We start from the raw sequence: 25462 nt of genomic DNA, 5'->3' as shown, positions 1-25462 counted from the left end.
GACACCTTCTTCGCGCTGCCCCCTGGAGGGCCGGGCCCCGGCGCTCCCGGTCCTCAGGATCTCGGGCGCTGGGGGCTGGCGTCCTCGTGGCGTCGGGCTTCTGACGCCCTCCAGGGCCCAAAGCCCCAGCTCGTGGCATCCCTCCGGAGCACCCACCCACCCCTTGCACCCCGTTGGACCCCTAACCCACCCCACCCCCTGGAACCCCAACACACCAGAACTCCAACACCCCAGGAATCCTGACGCCCCGGAACCCGACACCCCGAACCCGGCACCCCCATAACCGCGACGCCCCTGAACCCGCCGGAGCCCCGGGACCGCCGAGGTCCGTCGGCTAGGTCGGTGGCGTCTCGGAGGTTCTGGGCCCCCGATCCTCGTGAGGCCCGGTGCGCGCCCCCGTTGGGCTGCTCTCGCGTTGAAGGGGCGGGGGAGCTGGGTGGGCGATGGCGCGAGGTGGGCTTCGGGGGAGGGATGGGGGTAGCGGGGGCAACGGTATTCACCTGACTGGGCGGGTGATCGTGAGAGTCATTGGGGGGATCTGGTCTAGGCTGGACTGGTTGGTCTGGCCTCGATGAGCACGGGAGTTCTGTGCGGAATTCAGCATCCCTGACGCGCGTCATCGGGGTAGCCAACATCGTGGTCGTCACCGTCGCGATCGCCGCTCTGCTGCTGCTCCCCACCGCCGGCGAGCCCACCCCGGGGAAGGCCGCGGCGGTCGGCACCGTCCAGCCGTCCAAGAAGGCGGAGGTGCAGCCGGAGCCGCAGCCGGATCTGCCCAGCGGCGAGCCGCCACCGCCGGTGACGGCGACGCCGGAGTTCGCCAGGCAGGTGAAGGCCAACGAGCTCGGACTGGTTCCGGTGATCATGTATCACCGGATCATGAAGAAGCGGCTGGCCTCGATCGACCGCACCCCCTCGCAGATCCGGCAGGAGCTGGAGAAGCTGGCCAGGCAGGGTTACGTGCCGATCACCGCCAAGGAGTTCGCCACCGGCGACATCAGGGTGCCCGCGGGCAAGTTCCCCGTCGTGCTCACCTTCGACGACGGGCACGCCAGCCACTTCGCGCTCGACGGCGCGGGCATGCCCAAGAAGGACACCGCGGTCAGGATCATCTACGACGTGGCCAGGAAGTACCCGAGCTTCAGGCCCGTGGCGACCTTCTGGATCAACAGCCAGCCCTTCGGCCTGCGCAACCAGTCCGACCAGGCGAAGGCCGTGCGGTGGTTGACCGAGCACGGGTTCGAGGTGGCCAACCACACCTGGGGACACCCCAACCTGGCGGTCCTGCCGAAGAAGAAGGTCCAGGAGCAGATCGTCCGGCTCGAACGGCTGCTGAAGAAGTCTGGCGCGCCGCCCAGCGAGACGCTGGCGCTGCCGTTCGGCTCGATGCCGCATCCGAAGAAGATCGCCAGGAAGGGATCATGGGGCGGTATCTCGTATGATCTCGCCGGGGTCTTCCTCGCCGGCGCCGAGCCCTCGCTTTCGCCCTACGCGAAAAAATTCGACCGGGGCGCGATCCAGCGGATCCAGAGCAACGGCAAGAAGGGCGAGTGCCGGAAGTGGTGCTCGCAGTACTGGCTGGAATGGCTGAACAAGCACCCTGGTGAGCGCTTTGTCTCCGATGGAGATCCGGAGAGGATCTCCATCCCAAGGAAAACTCGGGGTAATATCACTCCCAAGCGGATCGGGCAGGTCAACGCCTACTAGGCGGCCCCGCACGCCTTTGCGTCTCTTGCCGTCCCGTGTCCTCGGATTGACCCCGCTCGCCAGGTCTCATATGCTGATCGCTGCGCTGTGGGCTCGCGCGCGCCTCAGACGGAGCGGGCTCGCGCTCGGTCTCGTCGATGACGTCATCCTCGGCTTGATGCGGAAGAGAGCCTGCTGCGCGTCCGCCACATCGACATCTGTCCGCGTTCGGAGCAATTCCACACATGACGAGCAGCACCGAGGCCACCTCGAGCACCCCGCAGGTAGCGGTCAACGACATCGGTTCCGAAGAGGCCTTCCTCGCCGCGATCGACGAGACCATCAAGTACTTCAACGACGGCGACATCGTCGAGGGCACCGTCGTCAAGGTCGATCGAGACGAGGTCTTGCTCGACATCGGTTACAAGACCGAGGGTGTCATTCCCTCGCGTGAGCTCTCGATCAAGCATGATGTCGACCCGGCTGATGTTGTCGAGGTCGGCGAGCACGTCGAGGCCCTGGTTCTCCAGAAGGAGGACAAGGAGGGTCGCCTGATCCTGTCCAAGAAGCGCGCGCAGTACGAGCGCGCCTGGGGCACGATCGAGAAGATCAAGGACGAGGACGGCATCGTCACCGGCACCGTCATCGAGGTCGTCAAGGGTGGTCTCATCCTCGACATCGGCCTCCGTGGCTTCCTGCCGGCGTCCCTGGTCGAGATGCGCCGTGTTCGCGACCTGCAGCCCTACGTCGGCCGCGAGCTCGAAGCCAAGATCATCGAGCTGGACAAGAACCGCAACAACGTGGTCCTGTCCCGCCGTGCCTGGCTGGAGCAGACGCAGTCCGAGGTCCGCCAGACCTTCCTCAACACCCTGCAGAAGGGCCAGGTCCGCAAGGGCGTCGTGTCCTCGATCGTCAACTTCGGTGCGTTCGTGGACCTCGGCGGCGTCGACGGTCTGGTTCACGTCTCCGAGCTGTCCTGGAAGCACATCGACCACCCCTCCGAGGTTGTCGAGGTCGGCCAGGAGGTCACCGTCGAGGTTCTCGACGTCGACATGGAGCGCGAGCGCGTCTCCCTCTCGCTCAAGGCGACGCAGGAAGACCCGTGGCAGCAGTTCGCCCGCACCCACCAGATCGGCCAGGTCGTCCCCGGCCGCGTCACCAAGCTGGTGCCGTTCGGTGCGTTCGTCCGGGTCGAGGAGGGCATCGAGGGCCTGGTCCACATCTCCGAGCTGGCCGAGCGCCACGTGGAGATCCCGGAGCAGGTCGTCCAGGTCGGCGACGAGATCTTCGTGAAGATCATCGACATCGACCTCGACCGTCGCCGCATCAGCCTCTCGCTGAAGCAGGCCAACGAGGGCGTCGGCGCCGAGGTCGAGTTCGACCCGACGCTGTACGGCATGGCGGCCACCTACGACGACCAGGGCAACTACATCTACCCCGAGGGCTTCGACCCCGAGACGGGTGAGTGGCTCGAGGGCTTCGACAAGCAGCGTGAGGAGTGGGAGCGCCAGTACGCCGAGGCGCAGACCCGCTTCGAGGCTCACAAGAAGCAGATCGAGGAGGCTCGCAAGGCCGAGGCCGAGGCGGGCGAAGCCCCCTCGACCTACACCGGCGAGACCCAGGCCCCGTCCAGCAGCAGCACCTCCTCGGCTCCGGCCGCTGGTGCGCTCGCTTCGGACGAGGCTCTCGCGGCCCTGCGCGAGAAGCTCGCGGGCGGCCAGAGCTGACCACGTGAGTTGAACTAGCAACACCATCGAGCCCCGCACGGACCTCCGTGCGGGGCTCGTTGCATTCTCCCCGCCCCGCCCAACCTTCTCTCCGTACGGTGCGGGGGTGTTCTTCCTGTACGGCGCCGCGCGTGAGCGAGGGGCTTTCTTCCTGTACGGCAAGCCCCACTCAAGCGCCACCCCTGGCACGGGGCCGGCGTCTGTCCAGGGATACGCGTCACCGAGCGCACGTGGCCGGCCACCCCAACGGACCGCCCACTCCTGAACCCGCCGAGACCATCCCACAGCCACCCGAGAACCAGCACACATCAATCCGGAATGCCTCGGACGAACCCGAACGCTCCGAACCAACCCGGAACGGAATGCCCCTAGCCAGCCTAAGAGGGCCTGGTGGGCGCAGGGGGGCGGGAGGCGGCCGTGGAGAGCCGGTGGAGGTTGAGGGGAGCGACGGCAGCCTGGAGGGCCCGGTGGAAGCCCGAGGGGGCGGACGCCAGTCTGTGGAGTCGACAGAGGAGACGGCTGAGCGCGTGCAGGGCCCGATGGAAGCCTGAGGGGGCGGACGGCGGCCTGGGGGTCGGTGGGGGCGCGGAGTGAGCGGGAGTGGAAGCGCGCTGCGGGCCCGGTGGAGGGGGAGCGAACGGCAGTCTGGGGAGTCGACAGAGGCGACGGCTGAGCGCGTGGAGGGCCCGGTGGAAGCCTGAGGGGCGGACGGCGGCCTGAGGGTCGGTGGAGGCGCGGAGTGAGCGGGAGTGGAGCGAACGGAAGGGTGAGAAGGCCCTAGGGCGTGTCCCGTGGATCTTTGATGGTGGTTTGGTGTAGATCAGTCCAGTGGAAGATCGCCTGAAGCGTCATGATCTGACCGATGCCGAGTGGGAACGGCTGGCGCCGCTGCTGCCGGTCAACCCGCGGCAGGGCGGCCGATGGGCCGATCACCGAACGGTCATCAACGGGGTCTTCTTCCGGGTCCGGACCAACATCACCTGGCGTGACCTGCCGCCCTGGTACGGGAACTGGAAGACCGTCTACAACCGGCATCGCCGCTGGTCGATGGATGGCACCTGGGAGAAGATCCTGGACGGGCTGCGCGCTGGATGCGATGAGGCCGAGGGGGAGGACTGGACGGTGAGTGTGGATTCCACTGTGGCGCGCGCTCATCAGCATGCCGCCGGAGCTCGTCGTGAGCCGCCCGCCGACATCCCGTCAAAGGGGACGGCGTAGATCACAAACCGGGCACGGGCCGGGAGGCGCTGGGCCGCTCACGGGGCGGGTGGAGCACGAAGATTCACCTGGTCGCCGACCGGCGCTGCCGGCCGATCGCCCGGATCATCAGCCCCGGTCAGCACGGCGATAGCCCGTACTTCCGGCGCATCCTGGAGCGGGTGCGCATCCGGCGTCGCGGTCTGGGCCGTCCTCGCCGGCGTCCGATACGTGTGCTGGCCGACAAGGCCTACTCCTCGCGCGCCAATCGCGCCTACCTGCGCCGACGCGGCATCCAGGCGGTCATCCCGATCAAGAAGGATCAGCAGGCCAACCGCCTCAACCGGGGGCGTAAGGGCGGCCGACCGCCCGGCTTCGACGCCGAGCGGTACAAGGAGCGCAATACCGCCGAGCGGTGCGTCAACAAGCTCAAGGGCCACCGCGCGGTGGCCCTTCGCACCGACAAGCGCGAACGCATCTACGCGGGCACCATCGACGTCGCCTCGATCAGAATCTGGCTCCGTGACCCTGTCCTATGATCCACGGGACACGCTCTAGTGGAGGGCGTGGAGGGCGGCGTGGGAGCCGGTGAAGGCTTAGATGGGCGGCCGAGCGGCCGGATAGCCGGTGGAGGCGTGGGGAGCGGCTGAGGGGCTGGCTGGGGTTAGGTTTGGCGGGTGGTGAGGTGGCGGCCGAGGCGTTGCATGGGGATTTCGACGAAGCGGTAGGTCAGCCAGCTGGCACCCAGGACCAGGCCCACGAACAGCGTCCCCATCAGTGCCTGGATCGCCAGGGGTGACCGGCGCAGGTCGCCGGTGATGGCGACGAAGTACTTCAGCAGCGGATGGTGCAGCAGGTAGACCGAATAGCTGACCATGCCGAGCCACGCCAGGAAGCGGAACGTCCCGCGGTGCCGTAGCGCCATGGCCATCGCGAACGTGACCGCCGCCAGCAGGATCGTGGTGATCCACACGCCCGGACGCACCCACCACCAGCCCGCGTGGATCGCCCACGCGGGGGACAGCGCGACCAGCACGGCGGTGACGCCCACCGGCCACAGCGGGCCCTCGCCGCGTTCCCATCGCTGGATCGCCGTCCCCGCGAACATGACCGCGAGGATCGCCAGGCCGAACCACGGCACCCTGCTGCTCAGAATCAGCAGCGCGAGCGCGCCGGCGCCCAGGACGTAGGTGGCGGCCGTCCGGAATCTGCCGGTGATCAGGCAGGCGAGCCCGGCGAAGAAGACCGCGAAGGAGAGCCACGACGGCCACGCGCCGGGCGCGATGGGGGCGGCGGCCATGAGCAGGCCGCTGGCCACGGCCGCGACGCCGAAACCGATCGCGATCGAGCCGCTGCGGCGGTGGACACCGATGACGAACAGCGTGGTGACCAGGAGGTAGAAGACCATCTCGTACGAGAGGGTCCACATGGTGTCGACCACGGCGCCCGTGCCCAGCACGTCCTGGAGCATCGTGGCGTGCGTGGCGATCGAGGAGGAGTCGCGCGGGACCTCCTGACGGATCGGCATCCACCACGACGTGGCCATGACCAGGGCGATCACGGTGAGGTAGAGCGGGTAGAGGCGGAAGACCCTGCCGACCCAGAAGCCGCCGACGTCGCCGCGGCGTTCCAGGGAGGTGGGGATGATGTAGCCGCTGACCAGGAAGAAGACCAGGACGCCGTACATGCCGAGGTTGAACCAGTACGGCCGGAGGGACGGGATCACCCACGGCAGCATGTGCTCGGCCAGAACGGCGACGGCGCCGATGCCGCGCAACGCGTCCAGCCATGCCAGGCGCGACAAAGCGGAGGATTCGCTCGGTCGTGCGGTTGTGCGGGCAATCGACATCTGGCCAACCTATCGAACCCTCCTCGCCTTCTCCCCCCATGCCCGGACCTTCCTCCCCAGAACCCCAACCCCCTCCACCCAAACCCCCAACCACCCTTTCAAAACACCGATCCCAAACTCGAAAAGGTCGATCCACCTCCTCGAGACGTCGATCCACCTCCTCGGAAGGGCCTCCTGCCTCTTCGGGGGTCGGCTCGTGTCCTGGGGGTCGACCTGCCTGCCTCCTCAGGGGGTCGTCCCGCGCCCTCGGGGGGTGGCTGGCGTCTTTGGGGGTCGTCCCGCTTGCCTCTTTGTTCGGTTTCCGTTGGGGTGGCCCGGCATGTGCGCTTGAGGATGCGTATCCCTGGACAGACGCCGGCCCCGCGCCTTGGGTGGCGCGTGGCCCGGCTTGCCGTACAGGAGAGAAAAGAGAGTCAGGAGAGAAAAGCGAGACAGGAGACTAGGGTGGGGATGTGATCGCGCGGGCGGTGGGTGAGGACGCGGGGGAGATTCTGACCGTGCAGCGGGCGGCCTACGTCAGTGAGGCCCAGCTGTACGGTGACCCGTTCATCCCGCCGCTGGTGGAGTCCGTGGAGCAGGTGCGCAGGGCGATCGAGACCGGTGTTGTCCTCAAGGCCCGCGACGGCGAGCGGATCGTGGGCGCGGTCAGGGGCCAGCTGGCCGGCACCACCTGCCTGGTCGGGCGGCTGGTCGTGGCGCCCGACGCGCAGCGGCGCGGCCTCGGTCGCGCGCTGCTGGAGGCGCTGCACGAGGAGATGTCGCAGGCCCAGGCGTTCGACCTGTTCACCGGGCACCTGTCGGAGGGGAACCTGCGGCTCTATCGGAAGCTCGGCTACAGGGAGACCCGCAGGGAACGGATGGATGATCATCTGACCCTGGTGCACCTGCGACGCGGCTAGGCTGCGCTCATGCTGAGAGTGGGACTGACCGGCGGGATCGGGTCGGGGAAGAGCGAGGTCTCCAGGCGGCTGGGGGAGCGGGGCGCCGTGGTGATCGACGCGGACAAGATCGCCCGCGAGGTGGTCGAGCCCGGCACCGAGGGGCTGGCCAGGGTGGTCGCCGCGTTCGGCAGGGAGATCCTGCGCCCGGACGGCTCGCTGAACAGGGAGAAGCTCGGCACGATCGTCTTCGCCGACCCCGACCGCCTGGCCACGCTCAACGGGATCGTCCACCCCCTGGTGGGAGAGCGGGTGGCGGAGCTGCAGCGGAGCGCGCCCGACGACGCGGTCGTGGTCTACGACGTGCCGCTGCTGGTGGAGAACAAGCTGGCGCCGATGTACGAGGTCGTGATCGTGGTCGACGCCTCGGACGAGGTCCGCCTCGACCGGCTGACCAGGGTCAGGGGGATGTCCGAGAGCGACGCGAAAGCGCGCATCGCCGCCCAGGCCGCGCGGGAGGACCGGCTGGCCGTCGCCGACATCGTGATCCCGAACGAGGGCACGCTGGAGGAACTCGACGCCAGGGTCGCCGAGGTCTGGGAGCGGCTCACAGGTTGAGCGTCGGGATCTTGTCCCGATAGGGGTCGAGGTGGTCGAGGGCGATGCGCGCGACCTCCCGCAGATCGTCGGGTTCGAGGTCGGCGGCCAGCCCGATGGCCGTGAACAGCCGGTGCGCCTCCTCGGCCGTGGGATGCTCGCCGAGCGGCGTCGCCCGCTCGAGGGGCAGCCTCTTGGCCTGGCTGAGGCTGTTCTCCAGTTCGGTGGCCCACAGGTTGTAGTGGGGGCTGTCGCGCGGGATGGCGACCGCGGGGAAGGCGGGGCCGCGCTGGGTGATGATCAGGCGGCTCCACGACAGATCCCAGCGGAACAGCGAGAGGGTCTGCGAGAGCCGTACCTCGATGTCGAGCAGCTGGCGGTTGCGCTGGCGGTACCAGCAGGCGGCCAGGATCGTGGCGTAGAGCTCCTTGCGGGTGCCGAGCTCGGTCCAGGCCTTCTCCTCCGAGCCGTTGGGCGCGAGGTCCTGGTGCAGGCGGGTGTAGGCGGTGCACAGGTCGAGGTTCGAGGGGTCGAGGATCTCCAGCCTGAAGGTGAGCCTCCGGCGGTGAAGGTGAGCTCGCTCAAGGCATTCTGGCAGCGTGACCGCGCGGGTGAAGGTGCCGGTGCTGCCCTTGAACAGCCACCTGTCGGTCTCGGCGCGCGCCTCGGTGAGCTCGCGGCTGATGGCCGGCCCCTTGAGCGTCATGACCGACTGGCCGCTGGTGAGCAGCGACCACATGCCCTCCGTCGTGGTGGCGACCCTGGCCAGCTGGTCGGCGACCTTGCGCTGCCTCGAACGGTCCCTGATCCAGACGAAGGCGAGCGCGGCGAGCACCGGCAGGATGACGCCGTCGGCCTCGCCGTCCTTGATGACGTTGAGCAGGTCGAGGACGCCCACCACGAGGGCCACCACGAAGACCACGACGATGTCGAGGTTGCCGGCGATGTCGCGCAGGCGCGCGGAGACATTCATATGACGCGAGTACCACGATCAGAACTCCGCGTCCAGGGCGATCGAGCGGACGGCCGGCAGGTGCGGATCGAGCTCGCCCAGCTCGAACCTCGCCATTCCGATGACGTGCCAGAACTGCCCCGCCACCTCGCCCTGGCACTTGTAGCGGCCGTCGGGCGCCAGGGCGGCCCAGCCCTCGGGGAGGCCGAGCAGGGTGGCGCGGCGCACGCCGTCCGCCCAGAGGATCACCACGCCGTCGTCGCCCGCGCTGGCCAGCAGCGAGGGCGAGGAGGGGCTGAAGGCGACCGACAGGACGCGGCGGGAGTGCCCGGTCAGGGTGTGGACGAGCCGTCCCGTGGCGACCTGCCACACCCGCACGGTGAGGTCGTCGCCGCCGGTGGCGACCAGGGTGCCCGAGGCGTCGAAGGCGATGCTCCACAGCCTGCCCGCGTGTCCCGACAGCGTGTGGCGCAGGCGCGGCTGCCACGGCTTGCCGGGGCGCAGCTCCCAGATCAGGGCGCGGCCGTCGTTGCTGGCGCTGGCCAGGAGGTCACCCGAGGGGGAGAACTCGACGGAGTAGACGCGGTCGGTGTGGCCTTCGAGCGTCGCCACCCTGCCGCCGGACTCGGCGTGCCAGATCCTGATCAGCTTGTCGTCGCAGCCGGTGGCCACGAAGGTGCCGTCGGGGCTGAAGGCGATCGAGCGGACCCTGCCCCTGTGGTCGGTGAGGTCGCTGACCAGGCGGGCCGTGGGACGGTACCAGACGCGGACGCTGTCGTCGTCGTTGGCGGTGGCGAGGTGCAGGCCGTCGGGGCTGAACGCCTCGGCCCACACGTGGTCGGTCTCGACGTGCAGCTCGCGTTCGTGGTCGCCGGTGACCGCGTTCCAGAAGTGGACGCCGCCGTCGTTGCTGGCGGTGGCCAGGACGGGCCCCGCGGGGGAGAAGACGGCCGAGATGAGCCGGTCGGCCGCGCCGGTGAACTCCCGCAGGCGGCGGCCCGTGCGCGGCTCCCAGATCCTGACGACGCCGTCGTTGCCGCTGGTGGCCAGCATCGAGCCGTCGGCGCTGAAGGCGACGGAGGAGATGCGGCGGCCGTGGCCGCGCAGGATCCGCGTGCACTGCCCGGTGATCGGGTCCCACAGCCGGGTGGTGCCGTCGTTGCTGCTGGTGGCCAGCTGGGCGCCGTCGGGGCGGAACGAGAAGGGCCACACCGAGCTGCGGTGTCCGGCCAGCTCGGTCCTGGCCGAGCCGCCGATCTCCTGCACGCGTACGGTGCCGTCGGAGTCGCCCGTGGCCAGCAGGTCCCCCGAGGGCGAGAACGTCACCTGGTAGACGGCGGCCCTGTGGGTGGTGTGCGGGCCGCGTGACTCGCCCGAGCGCGGGTCCCAGAGCAGGACCGCGCCCTCGGTGTCGCCGGTGGCCAGGAGGTCGCCGCTGGGCGAGAAGGCGACGCAGTAGACCCGCCCCCGATGCCCCGGCAGGGTGTGCAGGAGCTCGCCCTCCCTCCAGACGCGCACCGTGCCGTCCTCGTGGCCGGTGGCGAGCAGGTCGCCGGAGTGGGCCGCCCGGTAGACCGCGCCCTGTCCGGAGAAGAGCGTGCGGCTCAGCCGTCCCGAGTTCCATACGCGTACGGTGCCCGCCGAGTCGCCCGTGATCAGGCCCCACGGGGTGAAGACCGCGGTGAAGATGGGCGCGGTGTGGCCGCTCAGGCGGTGCAGGAGCTCCCCCGTGGCGGTGGACCAGATCCGCACGACGCCGTCGGCGCCGCCCGCCATGACCAGGTCGCCGCCCGGGCTGAACCTGACCGGCCACACCCCGTCAGCGTGTCCGCGCAGCGTGTGCAGGCGCTGACCGGTCAGCGGGTCCCACAGCACGACGGCGCCGTCGCTGGCGCCCGTGGCCAGCAGGTCGTCGCTGAAGGTGACGGCGTAGACGCGGCCCCTGTGCCCCTGCAGCGTCCGCACCGGCACGCCGCCCGCGCACAGCAGCACCCCGCCGTCCTCGTTGCCCACGGCCAGCAGCGCGCCCGAGGGGCTGTAGGCGATCGGCTCGGGCAGGCGGCTGGTCTGGAAGTGATAGCCGTACGGCACGCCGACAGCGGCGGGCGCCAGCTCGATCTCGACGGGGTCTCGCGGCACGACCGCCGCGCCCGGCAGCGCCGGAACCGTCCCGGCGATGTTGACGAGGGCGGCCCGGTGCCAGCGGCTGCCCTCGACGGCCGCGTCGCTGAGGTCGGTGCCGAACAGCCGTGCTCCCGACAGGTCCGCGCCGCGCAGATCGGCCCCGACCAGGGAGGCGCCGTCCATGCGCGCCCCCGTCAGCCGCGCGTCGCGCAGGATGGCCCTGGTCAGGTTCGTGCCCGCGAGGGTCGCTCCGTCCAGGCGCGCTCCGGTGAGGTCGACCTCCTGCAGGTCGCGTCCCGACAGGTCCTCGCCCTGCAGGTTCGCCCCGCGCAGGTCGGCCTTGGCGGGGGTGCGCAGCCTGGCCAGGATCTTGACGGCGTTGGCCCGCACCACGTCGTCGGTGTCCGGGTCGGCCAGCACGCCCGCCACCCAGCCCTGCAGGGCCCCGACGTCGGCCAGGTCGCAGAGGAACTCCACGGTCAGCGCCGACAGCGGGCGCCTGGCCGGCAGCGTGGAGTCGGGCAGCGAGGCGGCGACGTGTCTGGCGATCAGCCACTCCATCACCGAGGCGTGGATGAACCCGAACATCCCCTCGTCGGTGCGGACCATCAGGCTGCCCGTGCCGACCGCGTGGGCCGCCTGCACGCTGGTGAGCTGGCCGTCGGCCAGGTCGGTGAGGGTCTCGGCGATCTCGGTCAGCTCGGCCAGGCCGAGGAAGGACTCGCCGGTGTCCCACAGCCGCAGCGCCAGCGCCGTCACCGCCCGCCACAGCTCGTCGGTGGTGAGCGTCGCCGGAGCACCCGGCACACTGGTGCGCCGCTCCTCGAAGGCCAGCCACGAGCTGAGGATCTCCTCGTACAGCAGCGCGGGGCTGATCGTGTGGCGGGCGGTGGCGACCGTGCGGAGCCGCTCGGCGTCGAGGTCGGCGATGAAACTCAGCATGCGCGGGTTGCGCCCGAGGTCGAGCAGGTCCTTGATGCCCTCCAGCAGGGACATCCTGGCCTCGGCCGCGCCGCTGTCGGTGAAGCGGTTGGCCAGGTAGGAGCGGATCTGCCCGTGAGTGAAGTCCTCCACGCTGAAGACCCGCCGCTGCGGCAGCACCCCGACCATCTCGCCGAGCGTGGTCAGCACCTGCCCGTGCGACTTGAAGTGCTGCGTGCGGCTGGCCACGACGATCTTCGCCTTGTCCTCGGCCGCGGCCAGCAGCGTGGTGAGGTGGTCGGCGGCCCTGTCGTAGGTGACGCGGGTGACCAGCTCGTCGAACCCGTCGAACAGCAGCACGATGCGCCCCTGCCGCAGCAGGTAGTGGAAGGCCTTGAGGTCGATCAGCTCCTCGCCGTGGTTGGCCAGGTGCGCGGCGACCAGGCCGTCGACCGAGTGCGCCTTGTCCAGCGCGCGCAGCTCGATCAGGATCGGCGTGAGGTGCGGCAGCTCGGCCGGGATGCGCCTGGCCAGCTCGCGCAGGGCGAAGGTCTTGCCGTGCCCGAAGTCGCCGAGCACGAGCAGGAACCTGCCGTGGTCGGCCGACAGCAGCCGCATCAGCTCGTCGGTGAGGCCCTCCCTGATCTCCGGGGCCGGCCGGTCGAGCTCGCGGTAGCGCTGCGGGACGTACAGGTCGGGCGGGTAGCGGCGGTCGGTGCGCAGCCGCACGGACTGCTCGGCGACGTACTCCGACAGGTCGAGCAGACCCTGGAACTCGGTGAAGCTGCGCACCCGCATGCCCCTGCGCATGAGGTCGTCGCGCAGCGCCCGCGCGGGCGGCGGGCCCTGGTAGACGAGCTCGAGGCCGAGGCTGGTGGAGTGGGCCTGCCGGACGAGGGTGTCGGCGTGGTCGGCGGTGAGCTCGCCGACGTGGGCGGCGATCATCTGCTGGCGGACGAAGCCGTCCTCCGGGTAGGTCATCACCAGGTGGGTGTCGAATCTGCGGATCTTGATGCGCTCGTGCCTGGCCTCGCACACCTCGGTGATGCGGTCGAGCAGCAGCTCGGTCGGGCTCGGCTCGCGTTCGACGACCTCGGTGACGGCCTTGGCGGGCGCGGGCGGGCTCTCGCCGGTGAAGGTGGCCAGCGCCGAGCGCCACTGGTACGGCGTGCGCTCGGGCTCGGCGTCGGGGACCCAGGTGCGGATGCCCGTGCGGGTGAACTCGACGACCTGGTGACGGCGCGGCGCCCCCACCGTGCCGTCGGCGGACGGCCCAGGGCCGTGGAAGAGCAGGTTGAGCCGGTGCCCGAGCAGCCGCTCGACCGAGGCGATGTCGCGCAACCCGCCGGGCGCGTGCCCGACCGCCCCGAGGCGCAGCCACGCCCGCTCCTCGTAGGCGCGCAGCCGCTCGGCGAACCAGGCCGCCTGCGCCTCGCCCACCAGGCCGTAGGCGTCCTTCTCCAGGTGGCTCATCGCCATCGTGGAGTTGAGCCCCGCCACGACCAGGCGCAGCTCGGGCACCTCGAACAGGCTCCAGGGCTGGCTGCCGTCGAAGACGGGCCCCTCGTGGTACAGCTCGCCGAACATCCCCGCGAAGTGCCGCCACTTGGGCCAGTACGGTGGCTGCGGGCGCACGTCGTCGGCCTCGCAGGTGGCGAAGTACGCCTTGGCGGCCGCCTTCGTCACGTCACGCGGCCCCGGGACGACGACCAGGCGCTGCGGCTCGAGGCCCAGCAGCACGCGCAGGCTCGTCAGGAACTGCGTCGCGTGCCCGAACTGAGTGAGGGTGCCCGACTCCGTCAGGTCGCCGGTGACCAGCATCAGGTCGGGCTTGGGCATCCCCTGGTCCTGCATCCTGGTCAGGTCGCCCCAGATGCGCGCCTGCAGCTCCTCGGGCGTGAACGGCTCGCCGGGCTCGGGCAGCGCCCTGCCGAACCTGGTGCCGCCCAGATGTAACACGCTGACGGAGTCGCGCTGCCGCTCCTCCGCCCGGCCCAGCGGGAACGCGGGTGCCGACATGGGTGTCCTCCTGCCCCTGCCGAGGCTCTCCCTGGACGGCGGCGGCTCCCGCTCGGCCTCGGGTTCGGGGGCGCCGTGCGGGAAGGCGGGCGGCAGGTGGGGCTTGGCCCGCCCGGCCACCGCCTCGGCGATGCGGTTGAGCAGCATGCCGCGCGCCTTGGCGGGATCGGTGACGCCGACCAGGTCCACCCAGGTGATCGTCGACAGCAGCCCTTCGAGCGGCACGTCCTCGAGCCTGACCGTGATCAGCTTGCTGGAGGGGTTGTCGGGGGCGGCCCGCAGCGCGGCCTGCCACTCCATCCGGCCGTAGCGGGAGGTGAGGTAGTTGCGCGACAGCACCGCGACGACCACCTGCGCCTCGCTGACGCCCCTGTCCATGAAGTCGATGAAGTTCGTGCCCGGAACGAAGTCCCACGCCTGGATCATCGTGCGGTAGCCCGCCGACTCGAGCTCCCAGGCGATCCAGGTGGCCCAGGCCGTGTCGGCGGGGGAGTAGCTGACGAAGATGTCGGTGGGCCTGCCGTCACGCGCCATTGGGCCAGTATCCCCGCTGCGGCCGGGGTTGTGGAGGCTGATGGCCATGCACGACGATCAATATGCGGCACTCCCGTGGGGAGGGCTGTTCCACCGGCTGCGGGCGTACGAGGGCGACGTTGATCGGAGCGACCCGGCCGAGGTCCGGCTGGAGCTGCTCAGGCACCGGTGCAGCGTCATCGTCGATCACGGCCACGACTGGTGGCCCTACGACACCTTCCACCTCGAACGCCTGTAGAGGTTTGTGCGAAGATCGACCCGTGCTGAGCCGACTGGGCGTCCTCGACTGGGTCAGGATCGGGCTGCTCGCCCTGGGGCTGGTCTTCGTGGCGACGGGGCTGTTGCCGCTGGAGCGGGCGGTCGAGGAGCTCGACGGCATCTGGCCGCTGATGATCTTCCTGGTGGGCGTCATCGTGCTCGCCGAGCTCACCAAGGAGGCCCAGGTCTTCGACGTGATCGCGGACCGGATGGCGGTGGTGGCCAGGGGCAGCAACGTGGCCCTGTTCCTGCTGTGCGTGGCCTTCGCCTCGGTGGTGACGATCTTCCTGAACCTCGACACCACCGCGGTCCTGCTCACCCCCGTCATGCTGGCCCTCGCCCCGAGGGCGGGCATCGCCGCGCTGCCGCTGGCGATGACGACGATCTGGCTGGCCAACACCGCCAGCCTCTTACTGCCGGTCTCCAACCTGACCAACCTGCTGGGCATGGAGAAGATCAACCTGTCCACCAAGGAGTTCGCCGGCCACATGTGGGCCGCGCAGCTGGCGGCGATCGCGGTGACGATGGTGTTCCTGTGGGTGTTCTACTGGCGGGGCCACCGCGGCCACAGCCCTCCCGAGACGCGGCCGGTCGCCGACCGGGTGCTGTTCTCCTCGGCGTCGGCGGCCTGCGCGCTGTTCATCGGCGCCCTGCTGATCGAGGTGCCGGTCTCGGTGGCGGCTCCGGCGGCCGCGGCCATCGTGGTGGTCGCCTTCTTCGTCAGGGACAGGGGGAAGCTCACCTGGAGCCTGGTGCCGTGGCAGCTGCTGATCTTCGTCACCGGGCTCTTCCTCGTCGTGCCGACGCTGAGCGCCCACGGGCTGTCGGCGGTCATGGCGTGGCTGGTCGGCGACGCCCACGACCCCTTCCGCACCGCCTTCGTGGCGGCCGGACTGGCCAACGTGATCAACAATCTGCCCGCCTACCAGGCGCTGGAGGGGGTCGTGGCCAACCCGTTGGTCCTGCTCGTCGGCGTCAACGTCGGCCCGGTCGTCACGCCGTGGGCGTCGCTGGCGACGCTGCTGTGGTTCGAGTCGTGCGCCAGGCACGGGGTGAAGGTGCCGATGCGCCGCTTCGTGCTCACCGGCGCCGGCCTGGCCGTCGTCGGTATCGCGGCGAGCGCCGCCGCCCTGGTGGCCAACTCGGGCTGAGGTGGCCAGGTCAGGCTGAGCCGACCAGGGCGAGCAGCGAGGGAATCGCCTCGGGCGGCCCCGCGACGAAGCTGCGGTCCTCGGGCGGCCCCTCGAACCCCTCGGGGAAGGGGCCGCCGTCCAGCGCCCTGATCTCCATACCGGCCTCCTGGGCCAGCAGCGCGCCCGCGGGCAGATCGACGGCCTCGGCGCAGTAGCCGACGAAGCCGTCGATGTCGCCCCTGGCCAGCATCACCCACGACAGCAGCGGCGCCCACAGCTGCAGCATCCGGCGCGTGCCCAGGTCGAGGCGCATCTTCAGCGGGTGCGCCGCGGCGCGCGAGACCCCGTGACCCTGCGTCCAGGCCACCACCGGCCCGTGCCGCCACGGCCGGTACGGCGGCGCCAGCCGTACGCCCGAGGGACCGCACGCCCCGCGCCCGCGGACGGCCGACCAGGTGTGGCCGGGAACGGGCTCGTGGACCACGCCGAGCACCGGACGCCCCTCATGGCAGAGCGCGAGCCCGATCACGTAGGCGGGCAGGCCGATGGCCACGTTGTTGGTGCCGTCGAGCGGATCGACGAGCCAGGTCCACTCCGCGCCCGCCGAGCCGAGCAGCCCCGACTCCTCGGCGATCACCGAGTGCGAGGGGAAGGCGGTGAGCAGGCGCTCGAGGATCAGCTTCTCCGAGGCCAGGTCGAGGTCGGTGACCACGTCGCCCTTCGCGCCCTTGGGCCGCGCGCCGAGCGACCCCCTGACACCGTCGCGGAGCAGCAGCCCCGCGGCCTGCGCCGCCTGCGCGGCCACCTGCCGAGCGTGCTCGAGGTCCAAGGAGTCCTCCCTAGGTGAGGTGCCCGGCTATCAGTCTCGCCGCTCTCGCGGTCTGCGCGGCGTCGAGGCGGCCGCGGGTGATGCGGTGCGCGGGGGTGTCGAGCGGGCCGAGCGACAGGTCGTGGCCGCCGGGGCGGCCCCTGCCCAGCGCGATCGTGGCGGCCTCGCCGTGCTCGGGCACCACGCTGGAGTGGAAGCGGCCCGCCGGCAGGGTGTAGGTCTCGCCCTGGCCGAACACCTCGACCAGGCCTGTGCGGTGCCGTACGGTCCTGGCCGTCGGCTCGATGCGGTCGCCGCCCGTGTCGCTGACCACCTCGAAGACCCGGTGCGTGGCGTCGCCGCCCGCCTCCTCCACCGCCGCGTGCACGTTGCGCACCTGGCCGTAGAGCACGTGGCTGACCAGGTCCCAGCTGTGGCAGTGGATCTGCGAGGTGGTGGCGTCGGCGGCGGGGAAGGCGGCCGACCACAGGTGCAGGCAGACGCCCTCGCCGCCGTCGCGTTCGAGCGGCAGGCAGACGAAACCCAGCGGGTGCCGTACGGCCCGCAGCCCGCCGAGGTCGGCCAGCGCCTTCAGCGCCCACCGCCTGGCCCCGCCGCGCAGGATCTCCTCGTGCACCGCCCGGTGACTCATGTGCCGTAGGGGTCCTTCGCCTGCAGCGCCTTGCGGGTGACGTCCACGATGTCGTACTCGGTGTAGGCCTTCGGCAGCGGCAGCTCGATCCGCCTGAACAACTCCTCTACCTCCTCGACGGTGGGCTCGTCGCTGAGCGCGACGGCCTTGTAGCGCTCGATCGGCACCCTGCGCGCCTGCTCCAGGCTGAGCCGCAGCTCGGAGTCGCAGTTCTCGTAGTAGAAGGTGCCCGCCAGCGCGCTCATCGCCCTGTTCGGGTCTTCAACCGTCATGATCAGCCTGGTGGCCGACAGGTCCCAGCGGAAGGTCGTCATCGTGTGCGAGAGCCCGACGCTGATGTCGAGCAGGCCGTAGCGCTGCCGGTGCCAGAAGGCGGCCAGGATGGTCGCGTAGGACTCCTTCCTGGCCCGGTCGGTCGTCCAGCGCTCGCCCGTGCCGTCGGGCAGGTCCGACAGCGAGCGGCGGTAGTGCGCGTAGGCCTCGCACACCTCCTCGTCGGTCGGGTCGATGATCTCGACCGTGATCGTGAGGTGGCGTCTCACCCTGCGGGAGGCGGCGACGCACTCGGGCAGCGTCACCGCGCGCAGGTAGGTGCCGGTGCCGCCCTTGAAGCTCCATCGGGTGGTGTCCTTGCGGGCGGCGGCCAGCGCCTCGCCGATCTCCTGCCGGTTGCCCAGCACCCTGACGAGCTGGAGCTCGTCCAGCGCCCTGCGGGTGCCCTCGACCAGCGACTCCAGGTGGTCGAGCCGCTGCAGCCGCTCGGGGAGCTGAGCCAGGGCGCCCGAGGTGATGGTGCGCTCGACGGGCGCCTGCCGGACGCGGTCCCTGAGCAGCGCGGTGGCGACCAGCGCGAGGATGACCAGGGTCGCGGCGCTGATGACCTGCCGCTGGACGTCGTCGCCCTCCGGGCCGAAGATCTCGCCGGGCATGATGCCCATCACGCCGACCACGATCGCCAGGGTCAGCGCGATGGCGCCGTCGGCGTTCTGCGCCGCCCAGGGCGCGGCCCGCTTCACCGCCGTGACGAGCCGCTTCATGGTGTGCCCCGCACCTCCTCTGACCCCCACGCCATGGTAACGAGGGCACCAGGCGATCACCAGCACATGGCAATACTTGATCACGCCCGGCGGCGGTGTGCGTGGACGGTGTGCGCAGACGGCATGAAAAAGGCGCGAGGGGCCCCGCAGCCCCTCGCGCCGGTATCGTGCCGGACTAGAACCAGCCGCGCCTGCGGGCCATCTGCTCCAGGCCCGACTGCAGCGCCTGCTCGGCCGCGGCCGGCGGGGCGCCGTAGCGGACGGTGAAGCGGTTGTAGGAGTCGTGGCTCGAGCTGAGGAAGCCGCCGCGCTTGTCGGCCTCGAGGATCACGTCCATCTGGGCGGGGCCCGCGATGAACGTCAGCTCCAGCTCGTTGAAGTGGCCGCGCCACTGACCGCCCGCGTAGTACTCGATCTCCTGGAAGAACGGCATCGTCGAGCCGTACAGCGTGCCCCGCTCCAGGTCGGCCTTCTTGAAGCGGAAGCCCATCCGGTCGAGCGCGGCGATGACGTGCTCCTGCGCGGGCAGCGGCGTGACGTACAGGGGGTCGAGGTCGCCCTTGTCCAGCGCGCCCGCCAGCGCGAGCTCGGTCTGCACGCCGAGCCGCATGCCGTGCAGCGGGTGGCCGCCGATCGCGCTGATCGGCGTCTCCCACGGCACCGGGATCTCGAACGGCTGCGAGTGTGAGGCGCCCGCGGCCAGCTGGAAGGAGCCGGCCACCTGCTGGCGCAGGAAGCTGTAGGTCGTCTTGTACTCGCTGTCGCCGCTCTCGACCTCGACGACGGCGGTCAGGTCGATGGTGATGCCGTCGACCTTGTAGTCGGAGCCGCCGCTCTTGAAGTTGACCACGCCCCGCAGGGCCTCGCCAGGGCGGACGGTGGCGTTGCTCAGGACCGTGTCAACCTCGACGCCCGCACCGAAGGCGGCCATCAGCTTGCGGAACACCATGGGTTCTCCTCGGGTTTTTCGAATGAGAAACGTGCGTAATGGACCGCGTCCATCTGTCTAACCGGATCCAACTACTTTGGGCGGTCTCCCGCGCACGTTTCTCATTCGTGGCCAACGGACGGCTTGGCCGGACCGTTCCCGGTGATCCGGGGCAGCAGCTGAGCCAGGAGCAGGGTGGAGAGCGCCGAGTCGCCCTGACCGCTCGCCGTACGCACGACGAGGGGTTGCGGGGCGTTCTCGGCCAGCTTGGCGCCGACGTCGAGACGGCGGCGGGCCAGCTCGTACTGCAGGACGGCGCGGTTGTCGCGGTAGGAGTGGGCCAGGTGGCGCAGCGCCTTCGCCTCGTTCTCCGCGGAGGTGAGGTCGGCCTTGCCGCGCGCCTCGATCTCCCAGCGCACCCGCTGGGCCTCGGTCTCCTGCTCCTCCAGCATCCGCGCGACGTCCTTGCGGGCGGTGTTGGCCGCGGCCCTGACCTCCACGACCCGGGCGTCACGGGTCTTCTTCGACCGTTCGATCTCCATCAGCAGCGTGTCGATGCGGCGCTTGCGGGTCAGCTCCCACTCGCGCTCGTAGGCCGACAGCTCCTTGGCCACCTTCTCCCTGGTGGCCAGGTGCTGCTGGTACTGGTCGGGCAGCTGCACGTCGGGGATGTTGGCGCCGGTGACACGCACGCCGTACCTGCCGAGCTGGCGGTTGAGCGCCTCCTGCATGTCGCCGACGTCGGAGCCGCGCAGGTCGTAGGCGCGCTCGGTGTTGACCCTGCGGCTGCGCTGCCTGATCGCGTCCTGGACGGCGCTGGAGAGCACGAGGTCGAAGTTGCCCGCGCCGATCGTCCGGACGAACGCCACGGGGTCGATGATGCGGAACTTCAGGAAGAACTCGATCGACTTCAGCGGCACGTTCTCGGCCGTCGGGCAGGCCGAGATCGGCGCGGAGTAGGGGATCTCGGTGGAGGTGTCGACGACCGCGTCCACCCTGTCCCAGGGCAGCCACAGGTAGTGGCGGCCAGGGGGCAGCACCCCGGTGATGGCGCCCCACCTGCTGCGGACGCCCGTGGTGCCCTCCTCGATCTCGATGATGGCGCGCCGCCACATCCAGATCAGCCCGATGAGCAGCACCAGCACGGCGGCCAGCGCCGCGAGCACGAGCCCGGCGACGACGGCCATGCCGGCGAAGTACACGGCCAGGAACACCAGCGTCATCCACGCGAAGCCGCGCCTGTCCTTGGGGATGACCACGGGGACGAGCTGGCCCTGCTCGCCGCCGCGCAGCAGCTGGCGGATGTCGGACCAGGAGGCCAGCGACTCCTTGATCTTGGAGAAGTCCCTGCTCATCGGGTCTCACCCTCCTGCGCGTCGGTGCTGGACTGCGGTGGCTGGGCGGGCCAGACCGGGGTGCCCAGCGGGCGGGCGCCCTGCGGGTCCGGCGGCGTGGGCCACCCGGACGGCGTCGCCGGGGGCGTCACCGGCGGCTGGCCCGGTACGGCCGGGCCTCTGCTCACCGGCGGAGCGGGCGGCGGAGGCGGCGGGGACGCGGGGGCGGGCCGCTCGTAGGCGGGCAGCGCGCTGGGCACGGACGGGCTCGGCTCGGGGGCCGGCATCCGCATCGGGCGCTCGATGGTGGCCTCGACGTCCACGGCCGGCCATGCGGAGCCGGGGCCGGGGACCTCGGGGACGGCGGCCTCCTCGACGATCGTGGTCTCGGTGGTTCCGGGGCCGCCCTTGAGCAGCGCGGCGATCTCCTCGCCGCGCTCCTCGACGCGCTGCTCGATCTCGGCCAGCCTCGACCTGATCGCGGCCATGTCCTCGGCCGAGTACAGCACCGCGTCCTTGCCGCCGACCAGCTGCTGGGCCAGGGCGAGGAAGTCGATGTCGCTCTCCTCTCCGACCTGCACGACCTGCGGCAGCCGTCCGGCGACCGACTCCAGCTTGTCCAGCAGGTCCTGCTGGAAGCGGTAGTCGAGGATCTCGGGGGCTTCGGCGGCCGACAGCGCGCGGATGTCGAGCGCCTGCGCCTCCAGCAGCGCGGCGTTGGCGTTGGCGGTCGACTCCGCCTCCACCAGCCGCTGCCTGGCCTGCGCCTTGGCCTGGTGGGAGGCCCGCTCCAGCGCGGTGTCCATGCGCGCCTGGTAGGCGGCGATCTCGGCCTGGATGGCGCTCAGCGTCTCCTGAAGCCCGGCGAGCTCCTTGATCAGGTCGCCCTCGTTCTGCTCCTTGCGCAGCTGCAGCTCGTACTCGTAGGTGTAGGCCTCCTTGGCCACCCTGACCATCTCGGGGGCCGCCAGGTCCATCCGGTACTCCTGGCTGGACGGCTCGGCGTGCGTGATGTTGACATCCGTCAGCCGTACGGCAGGCAGGAACTGCTGGTTGAGGTTGTCGAGCATGCCGAGCGTGCTCTCGCCCACCAGGTCGTAGATGTCCTCGGCGCGCTGGGCGTAGATGAGCGAGCGGGTGACCTCGCTGATGGCGTTCTGCAGCTTGGACTGGAAGCCGCTGACCGAGCCGAGCACGAAGATGAACTCCGCCGGGTTCTCGATCCTGAACTGCAGGAACAGGTCGACGCTCGCCTTGACGCCCTGCTGGGTCGGCGCCTCGCGGATGGGCGCGTTGAACGGGTACTCGCGGGTGGTGTTGACGATGTAGCTGACCCGCTTCCACGGGTTGAACAGCGTCACCCTGCCGGGGTCGGCGATGTGCACCAGCTTGCCGAACTTGGTGATCAGCGCCTTGCAGCCCTCCGGCACCATGACGACGCTGCGCCGCCACCACAGGAAGGCGGCGGCCAGCACCAGCACCAGCCAGTAGTGCGGGCCGAACAGCACGTCGATGCCGGGCACGACGTTGCCGAGCGCGCCGACCAGGCCGAGCACCACGAGGATGCCGAGCGGGATGAGCACCTTCGCCGTGCTCCCCTTGGGGATCACGACGGGCGAGATGACGTGCAGCGGCTCGCCGTTCCTGCCCTGCTCGGTGAAGCTGCGGCTGATGATCTCGCCGGCCTCGTTCAGGGAGGCCGTGCGGGCCTCGATCACCGTGCCGACCGAGGCACCGCCGTCACGGGCGGCCAGGAAGTCGCGCGGGTTGAGCTGGAAACCAGGTGCCTGCCCGGCCAGCTGCCCTGCCTGTCCCATGGCCTGCTCGACGGCCTGCCCCATGGCCTGCCGTACGTCGCCGCCTTGGGCCACGGCCTGGGCTATGCCCTGACCTGCCTGGATCAGGGCCTCTCTTGGTCGAGACATCGCACCTCTCTCATCGAATCAGGGGGAATACGTACCGTATCGGCCATCCCTTGATGATCGCTTGCAAAAGGATTTCGACACGGTCAGCGTCCGGCTACGGTGAGGTCGACGAGGATCAGCTTGCCGTCCAGCTCGTAGGCGAACAGGCCCGGGGTGCGCAGCACGATCATCGCCCGCTGGCGCCTGGGCAGCCGCCTCCACAGGTCGGAGTCGAAGTCGGCCCACAGCGACGGCGTGTCGGCGACCTGCCGGTCGGGAGGCTCCCCCGCGAGGTACTCGCGCCGCCGCCTGCGCCACACCGTGATGTGCAGGCGCGTCATCGTCACCCTCACGTAGCTCTCGGGATCGTGCTTGCCGCGCACGCGCGACCAGGAGCCGCGCAGCCGCACCAGCGCCTCCTGCACCAGATCCGCCGCGTCGTGCGGGTTGCCGGTGAGCGCGTAGGCGCATCTCATCAGCGCGTCGGCCCGGTCGGCGACGAACGTCTCGAACAGCAGGTCGTCGGTCATGTGGTCCCTTCCATCCCGATATAGACGGTGTGGAGGGGGCACACGTTCACGAGTGGCCGGAAAGACGACCCTGACGTGACGGCGGGGACCGGAGTCCGGCTGGAGTGGCGTGCTCGGACGTGGGTCAGCCGGTGACCGGGGTGGGGTGGGGTGGGGCGGCTCGCCGTAAGAAATGTCGGTGCCACCACCTACAGTGAGAAACATGCGGCCGGTAACAGATTTGCAGCGGAAGGTGGCGCCCTTCGAGGTCGTCACCGAGATGACCCCTTCCGGCGACCAGCCGACGGCGATCGCCGAGCTGGAGCGCAGGGTCGCGAGGGGTGAGAAGGACAGCGTCCTGCTCGGCGCCACGGGCACCGGCAAGACGGCCACGGTCGCCTGGCTGATCGAGCGGTTGCAGCGTCCCGCCCTCGTCATGCAGCCCAACAAGACGCTGGCCGCGCAGTTCGCCAACGAGCTGCGCGAGATGCTGCCCAACAACGCGGTCGAGTACTTCGTCTCCTACTACGACTACTACCAGCCAGAGGCCTACGTCCCGCAGAGCGACACCTACATCGAGAAAGACTCCTCGATCAACGACGAGGTCGAGCGGCTGCGCCACTCGGCCACCAACTCGTTGCTGACCAGGCGCGACACGATCGTGGTCGCCTCGGTCTCGTGCATCTACGGCCTGGGCACCCCGCAGGAGTACGTCGACCGCATGGCGAGGCTCCGCGTCGGCATGGAGGTCGACCGCGACCAGCTGCTGCGCCGCCTGGTCGACATGCAGTACACCCGCAACGACCTGGCCTTCACCCGCGGCACCTTCAGGGTGCGCGGCGACACGATCGAGATCATCCCCAAGTACGAAGAGCTGGCCGTCCGCATCGAGATGTTCGGCGACGAGATCGAGAAGCTCTCCACGATGCACCCGCTGACCGGCGACGTCATCACCGAGGACGAAGAGCTCTACATCTTCCCCGCCTCCCACTACGTCGCGGGCGAGGAGCGCATGGCCAGGGCCGTCGAGGGCATCGAGGCCGAGCTGGTCGAGCGCCTCGCGGAGCTGGAGCGGCAGGGCAAGCTGCTGGAGGCGCAGCGTCTACGCATGCGCACCACCTACGACATCGAGATGATGCGCCAGGTCGGCACCTGCTCGGGCATCGAGAACTACTCGCGGCACATGGACGGCCGCGAGCCCGGCAGCGCGCCCAACACGCTGCTCGACTACTTCCCCGAAGACTTCCTGCTGGTGCTCGACGAGTCGCACCAGACCGTGCCGCAGATCGGCGCCATGTACGAAGGCGACGCCTCCCGCAAGCGCACCCTCGTCGACCACGGCTTCCGCCTGCCGTCGGCGATGGACAACAGGCCGCTGAAGTGGGAGGAGTTCCTGGAGCGGATCGGCCAGACCGTCTACCTGTCGGCCACCCCCGGCACCTACGAGCTGGGCAGAGTCAAAGGCGAGGTCGTCGAGCAGGTCATCCGCCCGACCGGCCTGGTCGACCCCGAGGTCGTCATCAAGCCCACCAAGGGGCAGATCGACGACCTGGTGCACGAGATCCGCGAGCGCGCCGACAGGGACGAGCGGGTCCTGGTCACCACGCTGACCAAGAAGATGTCCGAAGACCTCACCGACTACCTGCTCGAGCTCGGCATCAGGGTGCGCTACCTGCACAGCGAGGTCGACACGCTGCGCCGCATCGAGCTGCTGCGCGAGCTGCGGATGGGCGAGTACGACGTGCTGGTCGGCATCAACCTCCTGCGGGAGGGCCTCGACCTGCCCGAGGTGTCGCTGGTGGCCATCCTCGACGCCGACAAGGAGGGCTTCCTGCGCTCGGAGACCTCGCTGATCCAGACGATCGGCCGCGCGGCGCGAAACGTCTCCGGGCAGGTCCACATGTACGCCGACAAGATCACCCCGTCGATGGAGCGGGCGATCGAGGAGACCTCACGGCGGCGGGCCAAGCAGATCGCCTACAACGAGGCCAACGGCGTCGATCCGCAGCCGCTGCGCAAGAAGATCGCCGACATCCTCGACTCGCTGCAGCGCGAGGACGCCGACACCGAGCAGCTGATGGGCAGCGGGCGGCAGCAGTCGCGCGGCAAGGCCCCCGTGCCGGGGTTCGCGGCTCGCCAGGCGGGGCAGCACGCGAAGGCGATCGCGGGCGAGATGCCGCGCGCGCAGATGGAGTCGCTGATCGAGTCGCTGACCGAGCAGATGCACCAGTCGGCGGCGGACCTGCAGTTCGAGGTCGCGGCCCGGCTCCGCGACGAGATCAAGGAGCTCAAGCGGGAGCTGAGGGACATGCGCGAGGCCGGCATCAAGTAGCCCTCTCCCGCCCGCAACACCACACGGGACCTGCCTGGAGACGCTGAGCCGGGGCGGGTCCCGCGTCGTACCCGGGGCTTCTC

Annotated in this window: 18 protein-coding genes; 8 read left to right on the top strand and 10 right to left on the bottom strand. The window is 70.2% G+C overall.

Annotated elements, in window-relative coordinates; genetic code table 11:
- Positions 1-588: 588 nt before the first annotated feature.
- From H4W81_RS20295 to H4W81_RS20285, 3 genes are all read left to right on the top strand, one after another.
- Complete coding sequence (locus tag H4W81_RS20295) at positions 589-1707, top strand: polysaccharide deacetylase family protein (protein WP_192776258.1); 1119 nt, start codon at positions 589-591, stop codon at positions 1705-1707.
- 224 nt (positions 1708-1931) lie between these two features.
- Complete coding sequence (gene rpsA, locus H4W81_RS20290; RefSeq protein WP_192776257.1) at positions 1932-3413, top strand: 30S ribosomal protein S1; 1482 nt, start codon at positions 1932-1934, stop codon at positions 3411-3413.
- An 840-nt stretch (positions 3414-4253) separates the two neighbouring features.
- Positions 4254-5149 (top strand): IS5 family transposase gene (locus H4W81_RS20285; RefSeq protein WP_420538754.1). Its coding sequence is split into 2 segments (ribosomal slippage): positions 4254-4629 and positions 4629-5149, totalling 897 coding nucleotides; the frame shifts between segments, so codons are not numbered across the junction.
- A gap of 125 nt (positions 5150-5274) precedes the next feature.
- Here H4W81_RS20285 and H4W81_RS20280 read toward each other — a convergent pair.
- Positions 5275-6414: an acyltransferase family protein gene (locus H4W81_RS20280; RefSeq protein WP_225958711.1), complete on the bottom strand. Its 1140-nt coding sequence runs from the start codon at positions 6412-6414 to the stop codon at positions 5275-5277.
- 497 nt (positions 6415-6911) lie between these two features.
- On the opposite strand from H4W81_RS20280, the gene H4W81_RS20275 reads away from it, so the two are divergent.
- Both H4W81_RS20275 and coaE read left to right on the top strand, forming a co-directional pair.
- A complete protein-coding gene (locus tag H4W81_RS20275) occupies positions 6912-7358 on the top strand; it encodes a GNAT family N-acetyltransferase (RefSeq protein WP_192776255.1) in 447 nt (148 codons plus the stop codon).
- Positions 7359-7367: 9 nt separating this feature from the next.
- The gene (gene coaE, locus H4W81_RS20270; RefSeq protein WP_192776254.1) at positions 7368-7955 is read left to right on the top strand and encodes a dephospho-CoA kinase; all 588 of its coding nucleotides are present in this window, start codon (positions 7368-7370) and stop codon (positions 7953-7955) included.
- On the opposite strand, the gene H4W81_RS20265 is transcribed toward coaE, so the two are convergent.
- A complete protein-coding gene (locus H4W81_RS20265) occupies positions 7945-8907 on the bottom strand; it encodes a hypothetical protein (protein ID WP_192776253.1) in 963 nt (320 codons plus the stop codon). The two genes, coaE and H4W81_RS20265, sit on opposite strands and share 11 nt — an antisense overlap.
- Before the next feature lie 18 nt (positions 8908-8925).
- Entirely contained in the window at positions 8926-14484 is a 5559-nt protein-coding gene (locus H4W81_RS20260) for a WD40 domain-containing protein (protein WP_192776252.1), read from the bottom strand.
- 46 nt (positions 14485-14530) lie between these two features.
- Here H4W81_RS20260 and H4W81_RS47390 point away from each other — a divergent pair, with 46 nt between their 5' ends.
- Both H4W81_RS47390 and H4W81_RS20255 read left to right on the top strand, forming a co-directional pair.
- On the top strand, positions 14531-14722 hold the full coding sequence (locus tag H4W81_RS47390; protein ID WP_225958710.1) for a hypothetical protein: 192 nt from the start codon (positions 14531-14533) through the stop codon (positions 14720-14722).
- A gap of 22 nt (positions 14723-14744) precedes the next feature.
- Entirely contained in the window at positions 14745-15893 is a 1149-nt protein-coding gene (locus tag H4W81_RS20255; protein WP_318781842.1) for an ArsB/NhaD family transporter, read from the top strand.
- Between the two features lie 10 nt (positions 15894-15903).
- Here the strand turns inward: H4W81_RS20255 and H4W81_RS20250 are convergent, their stop codons facing one another.
- The 7 genes from H4W81_RS20250 to H4W81_RS20220 all read right to left on the bottom strand — a co-directional run bounded on the left by H4W81_RS20250 (position 15904) and on the right by H4W81_RS20220 (position 23068).
- On the bottom strand, positions 15904-16704 hold the full coding sequence (locus H4W81_RS20250) for an inositol monophosphatase family protein (protein ID WP_192776250.1): 801 nt from the start codon (positions 16702-16704) through the stop codon (positions 15904-15906).
- 10 nt (positions 16705-16714) lie between these two features.
- Positions 16715-17335, bottom strand: coding sequence for a hypothetical protein (locus H4W81_RS20245; protein ID WP_192776249.1), 621 nt, complete (start codon positions 17333-17335; stop codon positions 16715-16717).
- Positions 17332-18372: a fused MFS transporter/spermidine synthase family protein gene (locus H4W81_RS20240; RefSeq protein WP_225958709.1), complete on the bottom strand. Its 1041-nt coding sequence runs from the start codon at positions 18370-18372 to the stop codon at positions 17332-17334. The genes H4W81_RS20245 and H4W81_RS20240 overlap by 4 nt, the downstream gene beginning before the upstream one ends.
- Before the next feature lie 175 nt (positions 18373-18547).
- Positions 18548-19321 (bottom strand): sporulation protein, encoded by a 774-nt coding sequence (locus H4W81_RS20235; protein WP_192776248.1) that lies wholly within the window; start codon positions 19319-19321, stop codon positions 18548-18550.
- A gap of 101 nt (positions 19322-19422) precedes the next feature.
- Positions 19423-20655, bottom strand: a complete 1233-nt coding sequence (locus tag H4W81_RS20230) for an SPFH domain-containing protein (protein WP_192776247.1) — start codon at positions 20653-20655, stop codon at positions 19423-19425.
- Complete coding sequence (locus H4W81_RS20225; protein ID WP_192776246.1) at positions 20652-22559, bottom strand: SPFH domain-containing protein; 1908 nt, start codon at positions 22557-22559, stop codon at positions 20652-20654. Before H4W81_RS20225 ends, H4W81_RS20230 begins: the two co-directional genes overlap by 4 nt.
- A gap of 83 nt (positions 22560-22642) precedes the next feature.
- The gene (locus tag H4W81_RS20220) at positions 22643-23068 is read right to left on the bottom strand and encodes a sigma factor (RefSeq protein WP_192776245.1); all 426 of its coding nucleotides are present in this window, start codon (positions 23066-23068) and stop codon (positions 22643-22645) included.
- A gap of 202 nt (positions 23069-23270) precedes the next feature.
- Here H4W81_RS20220 and uvrB point away from each other — a divergent pair, with 202 nt between their 5' ends.
- On the top strand, positions 23271-25379 hold the full coding sequence (gene uvrB, locus H4W81_RS20215) for an excinuclease ABC subunit UvrB (protein WP_192776244.1): 2109 nt from the start codon (positions 23271-23273) through the stop codon (positions 25377-25379).
- Positions 25380-25462: the final 83 nt, after the last annotated feature.

It is taken from the genome of Nonomuraea africana (assembly GCF_014873535.1).
Classification (GTDB): domain Bacteria; phylum Actinomycetota; class Actinomycetes; order Streptosporangiales; family Streptosporangiaceae; genus Nonomuraea; species Nonomuraea africana.
This window is presented reverse-complemented; position numbering and strand designations above follow the sequence as displayed.